14 protein-coding genes are annotated in these 14,508 nt (G+C 55.6%); 6 read left to right on the top strand and 8 right to left on the bottom strand.

The features are described from left to right. Window positions 1–193 precede the first annotated feature (193 nt). The gene (mqnE, locus tag NLX71_RS15615; RefSeq protein WP_254364690.1) at window positions 194–1,297 is read left to right on the top strand and encodes an aminofutalosine synthase MqnE; all 1,104 of its coding nucleotides are present in this window, start codon (window positions 194–196) and stop codon (window positions 1,295–1,297) included. 31 nt (window positions 1,298–1,328) lie between these two features. After that, the gene (locus NLX71_RS15610; RefSeq protein WP_254364688.1) at window positions 1,329–2,393 is read left to right on the top strand and encodes an NAD(P)/FAD-dependent oxidoreductase; all 1,065 of its coding nucleotides are present in this window, start codon (window positions 1,329–1,331) and stop codon (window positions 2,391–2,393) included. Window positions 2,394–2,396: 3 nt separating this feature from the next. Here the strand turns inward: NLX71_RS15610 and NLX71_RS15605 are convergent, their stop codons facing one another. Further along, window positions 2,397–2,654, bottom strand: a complete 258-nt coding sequence (locus NLX71_RS15605) for a YuzB family protein (RefSeq protein WP_254364687.1) — start codon at window positions 2,652–2,654, stop codon at window positions 2,397–2,399. Window positions 2,655–2,731: 77 nt separating this feature from the next. Between NLX71_RS15605 and NLX71_RS15600 the strand changes: the two genes are divergently transcribed. Next, on the top strand, window positions 2,732–2,980 hold the full coding sequence (locus tag NLX71_RS15600) for a NifU family protein (RefSeq protein ID WP_010493716.1): 249 nt from the start codon (window positions 2,732–2,734) through the stop codon (window positions 2,978–2,980). A 66-nt stretch (window positions 2,981–3,046) separates the two neighbouring features. Here NLX71_RS15600 and NLX71_RS15595 read toward each other — a convergent pair whose 3' ends face one another. The 5 genes from NLX71_RS15595 to NLX71_RS15575 form a co-directional block, all read right to left on the bottom strand. Next, complete coding sequence (locus tag NLX71_RS15595) at window positions 3,047–3,865, bottom strand: SDR family oxidoreductase (RefSeq protein ID WP_254364684.1); 819 nt, start codon at window positions 3,863–3,865, stop codon at window positions 3,047–3,049. A gap of 104 nt (window positions 3,866–3,969) precedes the next feature. After that, window positions 3,970–4,665 carry a Cthe_2314 family HEPN domain-containing protein gene (locus tag NLX71_RS15590; RefSeq protein ID WP_254364682.1) on the bottom strand — a complete coding sequence of 232 codons (696 nt, stop codon included), beginning with the start codon at window positions 4,663–4,665 and terminating at the stop codon, window positions 3,970–3,972. A gap of 140 nt (window positions 4,666–4,805) precedes the next feature. Further along, window positions 4,806–6,566, bottom strand: a complete 1,761-nt coding sequence (locus NLX71_RS15585; RefSeq protein WP_254364680.1) for a UbiD family decarboxylase — start codon at window positions 6,564–6,566, stop codon at window positions 4,806–4,808. Window positions 6,567–6,654: 88 nt separating this feature from the next. Then, window positions 6,655–7,608 (bottom strand): COX15/CtaA family protein, encoded by a 954-nt coding sequence (locus tag NLX71_RS15580; protein WP_254364679.1) that lies wholly within the window; start codon window positions 7,606–7,608, stop codon window positions 6,655–6,657. 222 nt (window positions 7,609–7,830) lie between these two features. Beyond that, the gene (locus NLX71_RS15575) at window positions 7,831–8,175 is read right to left on the bottom strand and encodes a thioredoxin family protein (protein ID WP_254364678.1); all 345 of its coding nucleotides are present in this window, start codon (window positions 8,173–8,175) and stop codon (window positions 7,831–7,833) included. 210 nt (window positions 8,176–8,385) lie between these two features. Between NLX71_RS15575 and NLX71_RS15570 the strand changes: the two genes are divergently transcribed. Then, window positions 8,386–9,228, top strand: a complete 843-nt coding sequence (locus NLX71_RS15570) for an SPFH domain-containing protein (protein WP_254364676.1) — start codon at window positions 8,386–8,388, stop codon at window positions 9,226–9,228. A gap of 9 nt (window positions 9,229–9,237) precedes the next feature. Beyond that, complete coding sequence (locus NLX71_RS15565) at window positions 9,238–9,450, top strand: type II toxin-antitoxin system antitoxin (protein WP_054977259.1); 213 nt, start codon at window positions 9,238–9,240, stop codon at window positions 9,448–9,450. Window positions 9,451–9,585: 135 nt separating this feature from the next. On the opposite strand, the gene NLX71_RS15560 is transcribed toward NLX71_RS15565, so the two are convergent. Next, window positions 9,586–11,130 (bottom strand): copper amine oxidase N-terminal domain-containing protein, encoded by a 1,545-nt coding sequence (locus NLX71_RS15560; RefSeq protein ID WP_254364675.1) that lies wholly within the window; start codon window positions 11,128–11,130, stop codon window positions 9,586–9,588. 143 nt (window positions 11,131–11,273) lie between these two features. Here NLX71_RS15560 and NLX71_RS15555 point away from each other — a divergent pair, with 143 nt between their 5' ends. After that, window positions 11,274–12,563 (top strand): DUF2515 domain-containing protein, encoded by a 1,290-nt coding sequence (locus tag NLX71_RS15555; protein WP_254364673.1) that lies wholly within the window; start codon window positions 11,274–11,276, stop codon window positions 12,561–12,563. A gap of 232 nt (window positions 12,564–12,795) precedes the next feature. Here NLX71_RS15555 and NLX71_RS15550 read toward each other — a convergent pair whose 3' ends face one another. Beyond that, window positions 12,796–14,484 (bottom strand): putative polysaccharide biosynthesis protein, encoded by a 1,689-nt coding sequence (locus NLX71_RS15550; RefSeq protein WP_254364672.1) that lies wholly within the window; start codon window positions 14,482–14,484, stop codon window positions 12,796–12,798. Between the last annotated feature and the right edge of the window lie 24 nt (window positions 14,485–14,508).

The following is a 14,508-nucleotide window of genomic DNA, read 5'->3' as shown; positions in this document are numbered from 1 at the left end:
AGAATACGTCCAAGCTTCGCCTACCTGTGTGTTCTTGGCTGGGCTGACCATGTGCAAGCTTTCACAGCTTTCGCCGGTTCATCCACAGCAGACTGTGAAAGAGCGTCCCTGTATCATTGTACAACTTCATCGACAGAGCGTCCCGTTAGCGGAAACCAGGGGCGCCTGACCCATTTACGGAGGTGGCTAAACCATGAGTATGATCATCAACAGCCAGGAAAGGCGCATGGCCGAAATCGCCGAAAAAGTGGAGCACGGAGAGCGTTTGACCCTGGAAGACGGCGTTTTTCTGTACGAAACGGACGATTTATTAACCATTGGACAATTAGCAAACCAAGTGAACCTGAAAAAGAACGGCAAAAAAGTGTATTTCGTCGACAACATGAGCCTGTACTTTACCAATGTGTGCGAAGAGCACTGCGCGTTCTGCCATTTCCGCCGCGACGAAGGCGAGGACGGCGCGTACACGCTGACGGCCGAGGAAATGTTCGATTACATCGACAAGCACTACCACCCGAACATGCGGGAGTTCCACATTACGGGCGGCCATAATCCGAACGTGCCGTTCCAATATTATGTCGACTGTATTAAGGGACTGAAGCAGCGCTACCCGAATGTAACCATCAAGGCGCACACGGCGGCAGAGATTGAGTTTTTTTCACGACTCAGCGGGTTAAGCTATAAAGAAGTGCTGCAAACGCTGATAGATGCCGGACTCGGCACGATGCCGGGCGGGGGCGCGGAGATTTTGTCCGAGCGTTACCGAAAAAAAATGCACCTGGTCGACAAAGCCTCCACCGAAGCGTGGCTGGAAGTGCATCGCACCGCGCATCTGCTTGGCATGAAAACGCACGCCACCATGCTGTTCGGCGCCATCGAGACGTTCGAAGAACGGATCCGGCATCTGATGTACCTGCGTGAGCTGCAGGACGAAACCGGCGGCTTCATGGTCTTTATTCCGAACTCGGTTCAGCCGGCCAGCGTCAATGCCAGCATCAAGCGCCGGGTATCGGCCTTCGACAATTTGAAGACGATTGCGATCAGCCGTCTGATGCTGGACAACATTCAGCATATCAAAGCTTATTTCATCAATCTCGGTACGCAGCTTACGCAGATCGCCCTGACGTTCGGCGCTTCGGACGCCCACGGTACGATTATCCAGGAGCGCATCAGCCATGCCGCCGGAGCGACCTCGCCGGAAGGCATGACACGGGACGAACTGGTTTGGCTCATTCAAGGAGCCGGCCGCATTGCCGTCGAGCGCGATACTTTCTATAACGAGATCAAGGTCTACTAATTAAGTCATAAGAGAAAGGGTTAACCGTTGTATGAAAAAACTTGTCATTTTGGGCGGAGGCTACGGCGGACTGACGGTAGCGAAAGAATTGCTGGAAGGAGACATCCCGGCCGATACGGTGGTGATCATGATCGATCGGATGCCTTATCAGGGACTGAAGACGGAATACTACGCGCTGGCGGCTGGAACGGTGTCCGAACAAGACATCCGGGTGCATTTTCCGGTAGACCCGAGATTGATTCTGAAATACGGCGAAGTCACGGCCGTCGATCCCGAGCAGAAGGTGATCCGTTTCGCGAACGACGAACCGTTGTCTTACGACTGGCTGGTTATCGCGCTCGGATGCGTGGACAAATACCACAACATTCCCGGAGCGGAGGAATTCTCGAACAGCATTCAGTCGTTGTCCGCAACCCGCAAAACATATCAAGCTTCCAACGATGCGGCACCTTACGGTCAGATCACCATTGTTGGAGGCGGTCTCAGCGGCGTAGAAATGGCGGCGGAGCTGCGCGAAAGCCGGCCGGACTTGAACATCCGCATCCTGGACCGCGGCGCCAGCGTTCTGTCTCCGTTCCCGGAGAGGCTGCAGCGGTATGTGCGCGAGTGGATGCTGGAGCACGACATCGAGCTGCGTTCGCACGTATCGTTGAGCCGCTTGGAAAGTGGTCTGCTGTATAATCAGCAGGAAATCATTCAGACCGACATTACCATCTGGACCGCCGGCATTCAGCCCAGCCCGATCGTACAGAACTTGAATCTGCCCAAGGACAATCAAGGACGGTTAACGATTAACCAATACCATCAACTGCCGGACCACAATGAAATTTATGTCGTCGGCGACTGTGCGGCCCTGCCCTTCTCCCCGAGCGGACAAGCGGCAGAAGCGCAAGGCAAGCAAGTGGCGGAAGTCCTGCAAGCCGTATGGAAAAACGAAACTCCCCGGCTCGGCAAAATCAAGCTCAAGGGAGTTCTCGGGTCGCTCGGCAAAAAAGCCGGCTTCGGCCTGATGGGCAAACGTACGGTCATGCTTGGCATGGTGCCCCGCGCCTTGAAGAGCGGCGTGCTCTGGATGTCCAAGCGCCATCTGGGATAAACTTTATTCGTCTTGGAAGAGATCGAGCATATCCTCGATCTCTTTTATTTTAAGCAGAATAGCCGCCTCCAGCTCCTCCGCGGTGGCCGCCGCTACGATCTCGCCGTTCACCAGCGCGAACGGAGCCAAATAGCATTCGCCGCAGTTGCCGAGACATCCATACTCGATTACGTCATATTCCGGATTTTGCTCCAGTTGCTGCATCAGCTTGGCTGTCCCGTGGTGCATATTGTTCGTACAAAATTCAATGATCGGTCTCATCGTACTTCGCCTGCCTTACAGCCATTTTAATTTTCGGTCGATTGTACTATAATAAAATAAGAAGGGAGATGATGCAAATGAGCGAGAACACTCAGCAAAGCACCATGTACGACGAGGTTCTTGAAGTTCTAGATAAGCTGCGTCCGTTCCTGCAACGCGACGGCGGCGACGTAGAGCTGGTCGACGTGGAAGACGGCATCGTTAAACTGCGTTTGATGGGCGCTTGCGGCAGCTGCCCGAGCTCAACCATCACGCTGAAAGCCGGTATCGAGCGCGCGCTGCTTGAAGAAGTGGAAGGCGTTCAAGAGGTTATGCAAGTATTCTAATGCATGGACCGCCGGATCACAGTCTTACGAAGAACAGCCCTGAGCCCGCATGCAACCATGCGCCGCTCAGGGCTGTTTGTTTGTGCCGTTTGTGGACGCTTGCACGGACCCGCTGCCGATCATGGCGCGGATCGGGTCCAGTCCTCCGGACACGTCCATAATGTTGCCGGTAATGAAATCGGAGCGCTCTTCGCATAAAAAAGCGATAACCCGCGCGATGTCTTCTCCCGTTCCGGGACGTCCGCGCGGGGATTCGTCATCCTGCAGATGCTCCACCTCGACGATCGTCCGCTCTTTATTCGCGCCGCGAATGTCCCCCGGACAAATCATGTTGACCGTAATTCCTTCCGACGCTTCTTCCACGGCCAACGTTTTCGTGAAGGAGACGAGACCGACTTTGGCCGCTGCATAGGCTGCCCGGTGCGGCCATCCCCGCGCTTCCGCCGCATGGCCGAAGCCGAAATGAATAATCCGGCCCCACTGCTTCCGGCGCATCATCGGAATAACCAGATGATCCAAATGCATCACGCCGAGTAGATTGCCCTGCATCAGCTCGTTGATTTCCCCAAGTTCATACTCCATAAACAGCCGGCGCTCGCGGATGAACGGACCGGCGTTGTTGATCAAAATATCGATCGATCCGAAATGGCCGAACGCTTCCTGTACGAGCCTTTCCCTGTCCTCGGGTAAGGCTACGCTTCCCTGCACCGCCTCGCAGCGCACGCCCTTGCCGCATATCGCCTCGCGCAGCTCGAACGCTTCCTTCTCGCTGGACACGTAATTCAGCACGATATCGGTTCCCCGTTCGGCAAGCAGGAGCGCGGTCATTTTACCAAGGCCTTTGGCGCTTCCCGTAATAAGGGCGGTTTTCCGCTGCCTCTCCATGCTTCCACCTCCCGCTTCTCGTTCGTTCCCATTCTATACAAAGTATAGTGCAAGCCGGAGAGCGATTCAACTTCACCCGATACACAAACTCAACGCGCCCCGGATCACCGGACCAGATAACGAAATACGGTCGTTACCGAACGGAACGCCATGTCGCAGCCTTGCGCGAGATCGGCCAAATTCTCTCGGACATCCTCCGTCTCGGAACGCAGCCGTTCCCCGTATTTCGCTTCCTCCGCCTTCATCAGATCGTCCAGCAGATCGGCGTTAATCGTATGGATTTCCATGTTGCGCTGATTACGCAGACGCGTAAGCGGCTCTTTATAACTCGTTTTAAGCTCGTAGAGCTTTGCCTCCAAATCGGTAAACAGCTTATGTTGATGCATATTGCGAAGAACGGTAAAATAGGAAAACCTCGATTTGATCTTTTCGGTCTTCAAAGCAAAACGTTCGTTCATAAAATGCCCGAGCTTGTCCAGCACGGCGAACAGCCGAATCAGTGCGTTGTTATAATAATATAAATGGCGGTGGTAATCGTCCAGTTCCTCGCGTTCCATCCGGTCGATAAACGTCGTCTTCACCCGCTCCCCGTAGCGGACGGCTGCATACTGGCTTTGCTCCAATTCGTCCAATGCCCGCAGAAAGCTTTGGCACCAGATCGCATAACGGCGCTCCTGCGGGGTCGGAGCCGCCCCCTTCTTCCGGGTGACGGTCCGCATGTAGCCCCGGATCGCCTCATTGGCCTCAAGCAGCAGCCCGCTGTCCTGCCTGGGCGGCTCGCCAAAAATCGCTCTTAACATAGGTGTCCCCATCCCATCTTGTTATCCCATTCAGTATACCCGATCCCGTTTTGCAAAAACAATCGCACCTGCAAAAAAACGACAGCGGCGCATCGCCCTGGGTAAAGGACACGCCGCTATCGTCGGTTGCGTTTGTGAAATTAAGCAAAATATTCGCTCCATCTGGAGTCGACCAGCTTCACGATATCTTCCCGTGGGAAAAGCTCGTCCGGGTACCCCGGCTTCATCCGGGCGTCGATCACGAGCGGCAGCTCGTAACCGATATGATGGCGCTTGACCTGCGTCCGCGCGTGGATATCGGCGGCCGGGTTGAAACGGGTGAACACCGTCCACAGAAACGCCGTCTGGTCGCCGGCAATGGACGTCTCGTCCGCTACGATGACAAGCGGCCACTGGGCAAGACGATCTCCCGCCTCCTCCGCCAACCGGTTAGCCAATCCGGGATCGTCCGTATACGAGGCGCCGGAGACGACGAGGCAGCCGCGGCAATAGACGGCGGCAGCCGAAATGCCTGGCAGTTCCCCGCCCATATAGACGGCCGGCAGCTCCCGCTTCGGCTCGCCGACACCGACCAGCACCGCTTTGCTGCCATGGTTAAGCCGGTCGCCGGTATAATCGAGCGTATCGTGCGACGTATTGCCGAATACGTACAAGTCCTGCAGCGGATCGAACCGCTCCAGTACCGTCTCCAGCAGCGTCGGGAAACGTTCCAGGTCCAACTGCCGATCCGTCACCATCAAAAATTTCGTCAGCGACAGCTGGCCCTCGCCGAGAATACGGAACGCCGAGACGATCGCTTCGCGGCTGTAGCTTTCGCGGACAATCGCCGCGGCAAGCGCATGAAAGCCGGTTTCGGCGTAAGTCCACAGGTCTTTAACGCCCGGCATCGCCATCGGGAAGGCCGGCGACAGAAGCTTTTGCAGAAACTCTCCGAGATAGTAATCCTCTTGTCTCGGCTTGCCGACAATCGTAGCCGGATAAATAGCATCCTTACGATGCCATACATGACTCACGTTGAACACCGGAAAATCGTGAGTCAGCGAATAATAACCGTAATGATCTCCGAACGGACCTTCGGGACGACGCACATGCGGCGCTACCGAGCCGCAAATCGCAAATTCCGCCTCGGCAACGAGACGATGTCCGCCGTGCGGATTGGTCACAAGCGGCAGCTTCTGTCCCATAATCAGCGAGGTTAGCATCAGCTCCGGCAAATGCTCGGGCACCGGCGCGATCGCCGACGCGATCAAGGCCGGCGGTCCGCCGAGAAAGACCGTCACCGGCAGCGCTTGTCCGCGCTTCTCCGCTTCGTGGTAGTGGAAGCCGCCGCCCTTATGAATTTGCCAGTGCATCCCTGTCGTCCGGTCGTCATACACCTGCATCCGGTACATGCCCAGATTATGATGGCCGTTTTCCGGATGCTCGGTATATACGAGAGGCAGCGTAACGAACGGCCCTCCGTCTTCCTGCCAGCTCGTCAATACGGGAAGCCCGGCAAGCGGAGCTTCGGTATTGCACTGCTGTAGCACCGGAGCGGCGTCGGAGGACACGTTTTTAGTCCCGACTTTGAGCAGGTCCAGAAGAAGCTGCCGATGGTCCCAGACTGCCTTCGGCGTTGGCGGAATCAGCGTATCTTTCGCCGCGATAATATCCTTCATCAGCTGCTCGGGACGAGGCCCGAACGCGAGGTCTACCCTTCGGCTTGTGCCGAACAGATTCGTTACGACCGGAAAGGAAGCGCCTTTTACATTAGTAAACAGCAGTGCAGGCCCTTGCTCATCGATGATCCTGCGATGAATTTCGGCAAGCTCCAAATTCGGATCGACCGGCGCGGAGATGACTTTTAATTGATTTTCCTTACGAAGCGCTTCCAGAAAGCTGCGTAAATTTTCAAATCTCATGGCCGAGCGTCTCCCTTCTTTCATCCCACAAAGTGAAATAGATCATTGCTAAATGTCCCCGATTAGGACGTATAGTAATAAGAGGGGCTTACGGCAGCCGAGAAGCCGCGTAAGCCCGTACTTTCCCCTCTGCCGCGTGCAGAGACGTTATCCCCACGTAGCACAAGATGCCGAACAAGCAGGAGATCAACAGTGCGTGCAGCATACTGGCGAGCAGGTAAATATCGTATCCCATGGCCAGCGTAACAAAGCCGCCGCTTAAGATTTGCAGAATAACAAGCACCAGCGACAAGCGGGTCGCCCGATAGATCGCGCTGTCCGTATGCGCCTGCATCCGAACGACGAGGAACAGAACCAGAATCGCGATCCCCAGTACCGCAGCCGCCACGCGGTGCAAGAATACGATGCCGGTCGCCCCGCTCAACTCCGGAATGACTTGTCCGTTGCACAAGGGCCAGCCGATACAGCCACCGGTCGATTCGGAATGCCGGACGTAGGCTCCCAAATAAACGACGACATAAGAGTAAATCAAAATGCCCCAGATAGCGATGCGCACGCCTTTGGTCAGTCTCGTTCCGTCACCGCGGTGCATCGCGTCTCCGAATTTCGTGAAAACTAAATACAACAGCAGCGTAAAAGCAAACGACATCAGCGAGAAGCCGAAATGCAGCGCAAGCACCGGGCCGGATTGCGGCCATAAGACGGCCATGGCGCCGAGGATCGCTTGCAGCACCGTGAACGCCATCGCCCCGCCTACGTACCATTTGGCATCCTTGCGATGGCTGTACAGCAGCACGAGAATCGTCGTAATAAGCAAAATAATCCCCACAACGCCGACCACAAAGCGGTGGCTGTACTCGATCATCGATTCAATCGTATAAGCCGGAACAATCTGTCCGTTGCACAGCGGCCAATCGTCGCCGCAGCCCCGGCCCGATTCCGTTTTCGTCACCAACGCGCCCATCAGCAAGATTAAAAACATGCCGGCCATGCTCGTAAAAGAAAAGCGCTTCAGCCAACGTTGTATGTTCATGCGTAACATTCACCCGCTTCTTCTATTTAATATGTCTATCATCATTTGTCGACAACATTAGACAAAGCGAACGTCCAACCCTTATTATAGCGATAAAAAGTACCTAAATCCATGCGGAAATGTTACAAAGCCTTGAAACCGGACGAACCGGCTGCACCCCCCTCTTCAACGAATAAAAGCCCGGCCGGAACGGTTTCCGGCGGGCTTTTGCGCTTTGGCACTCGATGGCTGTTATTTCTGCAAGGCATTCGATACTTCGAGCGCACGGTCCAGGAATTGCTCGATTTCGTCGCGCGTTTTGCGCAGCTTGCTGACAAAACGGACAAGCTCTTGACCGTCACGGAACGCGATAAAGCTCGGGATGCCCAAGATGTTCAATTCCGAGCAAAGATCCGGCAAATCGTCAACGTCAATATGAACGAGGTTCAGGCGATCTTGGTACGCTTCCTCCACTTGAGGCATGAACGGATGGATAAAATGGCAATCCTTGCACCAAGTCGCTTGGAAAACGGCAACGGTCGGCTTCGAGCCGGCGATTACTTCTCTAAATCGTTGTTCGGTTGTCACTTGTTCCATGGAAAACACCGCCTTCGGTCATCGTTTTGCCCTATTTCTTTCGCTTACCCCACTTATAGCACTCGGAGTGGCTTCTGTCAATCTTGCACAGGCGGGACAATTTCAATCCTGAATTGAATTTCCAGTTTATACAACTTTACAATTATTACTAAGAGTGATATCATAAAAATATCAAAACAATATGATTTCCTTAAAAAAGGAGTGTTTGCGATGAAAGAAAGAAAAGCATGGGTGATGAACGGATTTCTCGGGCTGCTGCTGGTGCTTGCGCTGGTCGGAGGAGGACTATTCCTGCTGATTACCAAAGCTTCGCCCGCTTTGGGCATCGTCTTGATCGTCCTGTCGGTGCTGCCGTTATCCTCATTGACGGTCATTCAACCGAATCAGGCGATGGTCGTAACGTTCTTCGGCAGCTACGCCGGAACGCTGCGCGAGAGCGGAATGTGGGTAACGGTTCCTTTCTCCGTTCGGAAAAAGGTATCGCTGCGCGTCCGCAACTTCAACAGCGCCAAGTTAAAGGTGAACGACATCGACGGCAATCCGATTGAAATCGCCGCCGTCGTCGTCTTCCGCGTCGTCGATTCGGCTAGAGCCAGCTTCGATGTCGACAACTATGAGCAATTCGTCGAGATTCAGAGCGAAACTGCGCTGCGGCACGTAGCCAACAAATATCCGTACGATTCTTACGAGAACGGCTACTCCTTGCGCGGCAACTCCGAAGAGGTCGCCCTAGAGCTGAGCCGCGAGCTGCAGGACCGCCTGTCGGTAGCCGGCGTCGAAGTCCTTGAAGCCCGCTTGACGCATCTGGCTTATTCCACGGAGATCGCCAGCGCCATGCTGCAGCGTCAGCAGGCAACGGCGATCATCGCCGCACGCGCCAAAATTGTCGAAGGCGCCGTCGGCATGGTGCAGCTCGCTATCGCCCAATTGCAGCAAGAAGGCGTCGTAGAGCTTGACGAAGAACGCAAAGCCGCCATGATCAACAATCTGCTCGTCGCCATCGTGTCAGACCGTTCCGCCAGCCCGGTCATCAATACGGGAAGCTTATACTGACGGTCCACCATGGCCGGTAAAAAAAACTTCCCGCTGCGGCTTGATCCGAAGCTGTACGAAGTGCTGGAAAAATGGGCGGCTGACGAATTCCGCAGTGTCAACAGCCACATCGAATATTTGCTGCGGGAGACAGCCGCCCGAGCCGGTCGGCTGCCCTCCCCCCGGTCTCTGGGGCCGGGAACGGAGACGAAAGCCCCAACTTCCGATTCAACCCAGGATTAGGTCTGATGCTCGTATATGAAATAGAAACAGCCCCCCATCTTTCCGAGGCGGAGTCGGATGGGAGGCTGTTTTCTGCTTTTAAGGCCGAATAGTCCGGCCGTTCAAGCACATATTAAGGATGAAGCCATATTCTTATTAATCGCGGGTAATTTTAACGGTTTGCGTTGCTTGCTCCCAGCCTACTTTTGCTCCGAGGCCTTCGGAAACGACGCGAACGGGAACATAAGTAACGCCTTCTACGAGAACGGCGGGCTTCTCCAGCTTAACGGTCTTGCCGTTAACGGTAGCTTCGTCGCTGCCGATCGTTAATACGAGCGCGGTGCCGTTCAGCGGATCGGTCACTTTGACTTGCTTGGTGGCCGCATCCCACTTCACATCGGCGTCCAGTTCCTCGACGACGAAACGCGCCGGGACCATAATCGTGCCGTTGTCGTTATAAGGAAGCGTGCCGAAAGACATCTCTTTGTCTTCACCGACGATCATGCTGATGTTTTTCTTCGTTACGCCAAGATCGTCTTTAAGCAGTTTGTACAGTTGAGAGTTCGGATCAAGCGATGCGACGAATTTGCCTGCCGTCAGGCGGCCGTCCGCACCGTTCATTTCGATAACTCCGCCTGCGGTATCGATTGTGGCGGCCTGTACCGGCTTGTTCACGTTCCACACTTCGTAGACCGACGTAATTTTGACGCTTTTCAAGCCGTCTCCCTTGCCTTGCGGAAGGGTAAATCCAATTTCCGTGTTCGATTTGCGGGTAACGTAATCTTTGTCTACATACAAGTCCATCTTAAGCGATTGGTTGTCGCTCAACCAAGCTTTGGCTTCCGGACCCATCTCATTGACCGACGCGTCGAAATCCTTGAGCATTTGCTCCAAGTGGGTTTTAAGAAACGTATGAATGAATTCTACCGCCAGCGCTTTATTGCTCAAATAAGGCGTGATCGTATCGTTTTCGATTTCCTTGGTGGCTTCTTTCAAGATCGGCACGTACAGATCGTACAGCACGCCGATGAAATCTTTCAGACCTTGATCGTCGGCAAGCACGTTCGTCAGGAAACCTTTCACCAAGCCCAGCAGCTCGTTGCCGTAAATTTCGGCATGAACCTTTTGCAGGGTCAGCGCTTCGCCGTTCACGGTTTCGTTCACATCCGCAGCCGTGATTTTGCTCGGGTTCGGGAAGTTGCGGGTGAAGAGCGGCGTGAGCGAAGGCACCACTTCAACCGCCTTCTTGCTAAGCTGCTGGAGCTGCTCCTGCAATTCCTTGGGAAGCTCGGCAGCGGCCGTCTCGCTGTTGCGGATCATGATCGGCTTTTTTGCGCCTTCGATTTTGAGCGTGTAATTCATGTCGGACATGACCAGTTCGAACGGCACGCGGCCTTTCTGATACTCGAATTCGCCTTTCATAGACCCGTGCAACTGATCTTGCATCTTCATCTCGGTAATGTCAATTTTCACCTTGCTGAACAGATCGAACACCCGCTTGCCCTCCGGCGACATCGTGACCGCCGGGTCCGGCGTCAGCTCCAGCGTTACCGTCTGCTTGCCTTCCGAAGATTTGACGGCCAAACTTCCGGCCATCGCTTTGCCTACGTCGACATTGCCGACCGATTGGCAGCCGGCGAGCAGGATCAGAATGCCCACCAGCACGAGGCTCAACATGGTGTTCCAACGTTTTGTTCTCATCGGGAACCTCCTAAAAATATGTACTATGATGCATGCAACCCACCATTTATACGAAATAATTGGCAGAACGTTGCGCACCTGCATATGGAATTATACGACAGCCGTTTGGAAAATCCTTTTTTTAAGGCGGGAGGGCTCGGACCATGAACCGGAGAAATTACCGTTGGAATGGCATCGACCTGCTTCATAAGCTGGCGGATTTGCCACAGGAAGCGGTAGAGTGGATCAAAGGAAAGGCGCAGACGATAGCGCATGAAAAAAAGCTTCTGACCGCGGCGCACCGCATTCCGATCGATCCGTTTTCGGTCGAAGCGCTGCGCAAGCGGCTGCAATGGAAGCTTGCGCTGCAGGAAGGGAACGCGGAGTCGGCAAAAGAACCCCCGGAGACTGGGCCAGACGCCAAAGAAGAGGACCAGAAGCTGCTGGAGCGAATCCTACGTGAGCGGGACGTGCATATCCGCAACAACGTGACACGTACCGCGGCTTATTTGCATATGTACCGCGAGCATCCCGAGCTGCATTGGGCGCTGCTCGCCCATATGGTGTCGCGCAACGGGGGGTGGAGCATGACGGATCTGCGGGGAGATCTGCTGCCATTTCTGTTGAACGAGGAGCAGCGCGAGAACATCTTCGCTTTTTTGGAAAGGGCCAACGCGCTCATCTTCCGGGATGCTTACCCGCAGCTTTTGCTGTACCGGGCGAGCGTGCAACTGAAACGCCCACTGTTTTATCTGCTTCCCCTGCTCGGTGTCTCGCGCTTTATGCGCCCGGTCTGGGACCGTTTCTGGATCGAGCGGGAATCCGGGCTGTTGACCATCGCGTTAATCGTGAACGAGCAGCATTATATTGAGGAGCGCGTCGTCCGTCATCCTTCGTTTCAAAGCACCGTGCTCGACACCTTGTTTTTTCAGACGCAGACGCTGCTTCAGCTGAACCAGGTCGTGTTTCCTTATGTTCAGGGCGACCGTATACGGCTCGCAGGTCTGATTCTGGAAAACTTCAGCAGCGTGCGCGAGCGCATCGAGGTCGGCAAAAAGCTGTACGCCATTCTATTCGGGATTCGTGCGGTAGCTGAAGGCGCTCAGGCGTTCGCCTGCGGACGCCGTCACAGCGGCTCCCGCGCGGATTACTGGCCGCATCTGTTCGCACCCGTGCGCAAGGAGCCGCCCCGGCCCCGTGGCCAGCTGCTGGAGCGGCTTGACGGCTGCAAGCTGCGGCCCGGCGCGGCCCCGCTGTACAGTCCGGCGCTGACGGATGCATGGAGAGACAGAGACGTCGAATCGCCCATTCCGGGGGATTGGTTCCGCGACTTGTCCGTCCTCGATTATTTTACGGAAATCAGCGCGCCGTTCTCCTTCGAAATGACGCAGGAATGTGGCCTCGGGCTGAAAAAAATCGAGCTCGCCGTGCTCGCCGGCGATCTGATCGTTTAATGCGTCGACTCCGGCGAAAGTCCGCTGCGGCAGCTTGCCCCCTGAACGGCCTGCTATACCCCTTCACTGCTCCTATTGAACAAAATGTAAACTGTGTGGCGCACACGGGAAAGACAGCGCGCTCCGAAGCCGCTTCCGAACGACGAATAGCCCCGAACCTCCTCAGCAGCAGCATCTGCTTGGAAGGTTCGGGGCTGTTTTTAACAATTATCTACGAGCACTGCCGCATCGTTTACCGTTTTTCTTGCTGCGTTGTGCGGCCAAGACGAACGAGCAGCGGCTTCGCCAGCTTCCGGAGCGGTCCTGGCAGATGCTGCAAATCGTGCAGCGTCATGACCCGCGTCAGGAAGAGCAGGAGGGGATAAGCCGCGCCGATGATCGCGCAGATGATCAAAGCTTGCACCATATCATCCCAACGTTCGCTGCCGAACGGATGGATGTAGGCAACACACATCTGTTCCAGTCCATAGCCGATCAGGCAAATCAGCGCCGTCGTCGCGGCCAACGACAGCCAACGGCGCAGGCCGAACACCCGGAACGGCACGGCGGACCGCAGCACCGCGAGGTTGATCCACGCCATCACGATGAAGCACAGGGCAGTGGCGGCGATGATGCCATAGATGCCCCAGTACGGAGCCAGCGCATAGCTGCCTGCCAGCTTGACCGCGATGCCAAGGATCACGCTCAGCACAAGCGGCCTCATGCGGCCCATTCCCATCAGCACCGCGCCCGAGGTCTGCATGACGATCTGGAACATCGCGCTGACGGTAAGCAGAGTGATGATTGGAGGGGCATACGCATCCACGATCAGCGAACCGGCTGGGTTCGCAAAAATAAACCCGTTGATCGAGCGTGCCCCCAGACTGATCAGCAGCACCATCGGCAGGCCGGTAAGAATCGATAATTGCAGTACCTTGGCCGTCTGATCGGATACCTGCTTCATGTCTTTTTGCGAATAGGCTGACGAAATAATCGGTACGACCGATTGGCTGAGCGCCACGGCGAGAATGATCGGAATGCCTGCCAGCGATTGCGCCCGGCCGGCTAAAATACCAAGCATTTCACGAGCCGCGTGCTCTCCAAACTGATCCTTGAGCAGCAGCGTCACGATGGACGAATCGATCGTATAAATCAGCGTGACGGTCATCGAGAAAATGACGATCGGCACAGACAGCTTGAACAGCTGCGCATAGATCGCTTTGAACGTCAGCGGTTGGTCGGACGCCGCAGCGCCCGCGCTCTCTGCCGCTGCGGCGTCGGCGCCCTCCGCGGACCGCTCGCGGCGGTCGCTTTGCTTCAGCCGCATCGCATAATACAGCATCACGGCCGCTGCCGCGATGCTGCCTGCCACGCCGCCGAACGAAGCTCCGGCGACGGCATAGTCCAAGCTGTGGCTGAGCAGCAAATAGGCAAGCGCCACCGAAGTGACGACGCGGAACAGCTGTTCGATGATCTGCGATATGCCGTTCGGCATCATCATCCGGCGTCCCTGGAAGTAGCCGCGCATGATGGCGATCAGCGGAAACAGCAGCAGCGCCGGTGCGATAGCTTGGATCGGCAGCGCCGCCTGCGGGTTGAGAGTACTGTTGGCAAAATACGGTGCTGCGGCATATAGCAGAACAGTCATCAGCACACCTGCGCATACGGCAAACCACAGCGCCGCCTTGTAGATCCGGTCCGCCTCCGCATGCCGGCCGAGCGCGGTCTTTTCGGAGATCATTTTGCTGAGTGCGCTCGGAATGCCTGCGGTGGCGACGACGAGCAGCACAGAGTACAGGTTGAAAGCGATGCCGTAGGCCGCCATGCCGATATCGCCGAGCAAATAAACGAGCGGGATGCGCTGCACCACGCCGAGCGCCCGGGCGACCAATGCCGCCAAGGTTAGAATCAGCGTTCCTTTGACTAATGAATCTTTGGACAAAACGTTCCCTTCTTCCCTTCATGC

It is taken from the genome of Paenibacillus sp. MZ04-78.2, from assembly GCF_024213375.1.
Lineage (GTDB): Bacteria > Bacillota > Bacilli > Paenibacillales > NBRC-103111 > Paenibacillus_G.
Note: the sequence above shows the minus strand (reverse complement) of the source record. Positions and strands in the feature narration are given on the sequence as shown.

What these genes read in the sequence shown, in the direction of transcription:
- mqnE (WP_254364690.1), top strand. Translation starts at nt 194, where the DNA reads ATGAGTATGATCATCAACAGCCAGGAAAGGCGCATGGCCGAAATCGCC.
- NLX71_RS15610 (WP_254364688.1), top strand. Translation starts at nt 1,329, where the DNA reads ATGAAAAAACTTGTCATTTTGGGCGGAGGCTACGGCGGACTGACGGTA.
- NLX71_RS15605 (WP_254364687.1), bottom strand. Translation starts at nt 2,654, where the DNA reads ATGAGACCGATCATTGAATTTTGTACGAACAATATGCACCACGGGACA.
- NLX71_RS15600 (WP_010493716.1), top strand. Translation starts at nt 2,732, where the DNA reads ATGAGCGAGAACACTCAGCAAAGCACCATGTACGACGAGGTTCTTGAA.
- NLX71_RS15595 (WP_254364684.1), bottom strand. Translation starts at nt 3,865, where the DNA reads ATGGAGAGGCAGCGGAAAACCGCCCTTATTACGGGAAGCGCCAAAGGC.
- NLX71_RS15590 (WP_254364682.1), bottom strand. Translation starts at nt 4,665, where the DNA reads ATGTTAAGAGCGATTTTTGGCGAGCCGCCCAGGCAGGACAGCGGGCTG.
- NLX71_RS15585 (WP_254364680.1), bottom strand. Translation starts at nt 6,566, where the DNA reads ATGAGATTTGAAAATTTACGCAGCTTTCTGGAAGCGCTTCGTAAGGAA.
- NLX71_RS15580 (WP_254364679.1), bottom strand. Translation starts at nt 7,608, where the DNA reads ATGTTACGCATGAACATACAACGTTGGCTGAAGCGCTTTTCTTTTACG.
- NLX71_RS15575 (WP_254364678.1), bottom strand. Translation starts at nt 8,175, where the DNA reads ATGGAACAAGTGACAACCGAACAACGATTTAGAGAAGTAATCGCCGGC.
- NLX71_RS15570 (WP_254364676.1), top strand. Translation starts at nt 8,386, where the DNA reads ATGAAAGAAAGAAAAGCATGGGTGATGAACGGATTTCTCGGGCTGCTG.
- NLX71_RS15565 (WP_054977259.1), top strand. Translation starts at nt 9,238, where the DNA reads ATGGCCGGTAAAAAAAACTTCCCGCTGCGGCTTGATCCGAAGCTGTAC.
- NLX71_RS15560 (WP_254364675.1), bottom strand. Translation starts at nt 11,130, where the DNA reads ATGAGAACAAAACGTTGGAACACCATGTTGAGCCTCGTGCTGGTGGGC.
- NLX71_RS15555 (WP_254364673.1), top strand. Translation starts at nt 11,274, where the DNA reads ATGAACCGGAGAAATTACCGTTGGAATGGCATCGACCTGCTTCATAAG.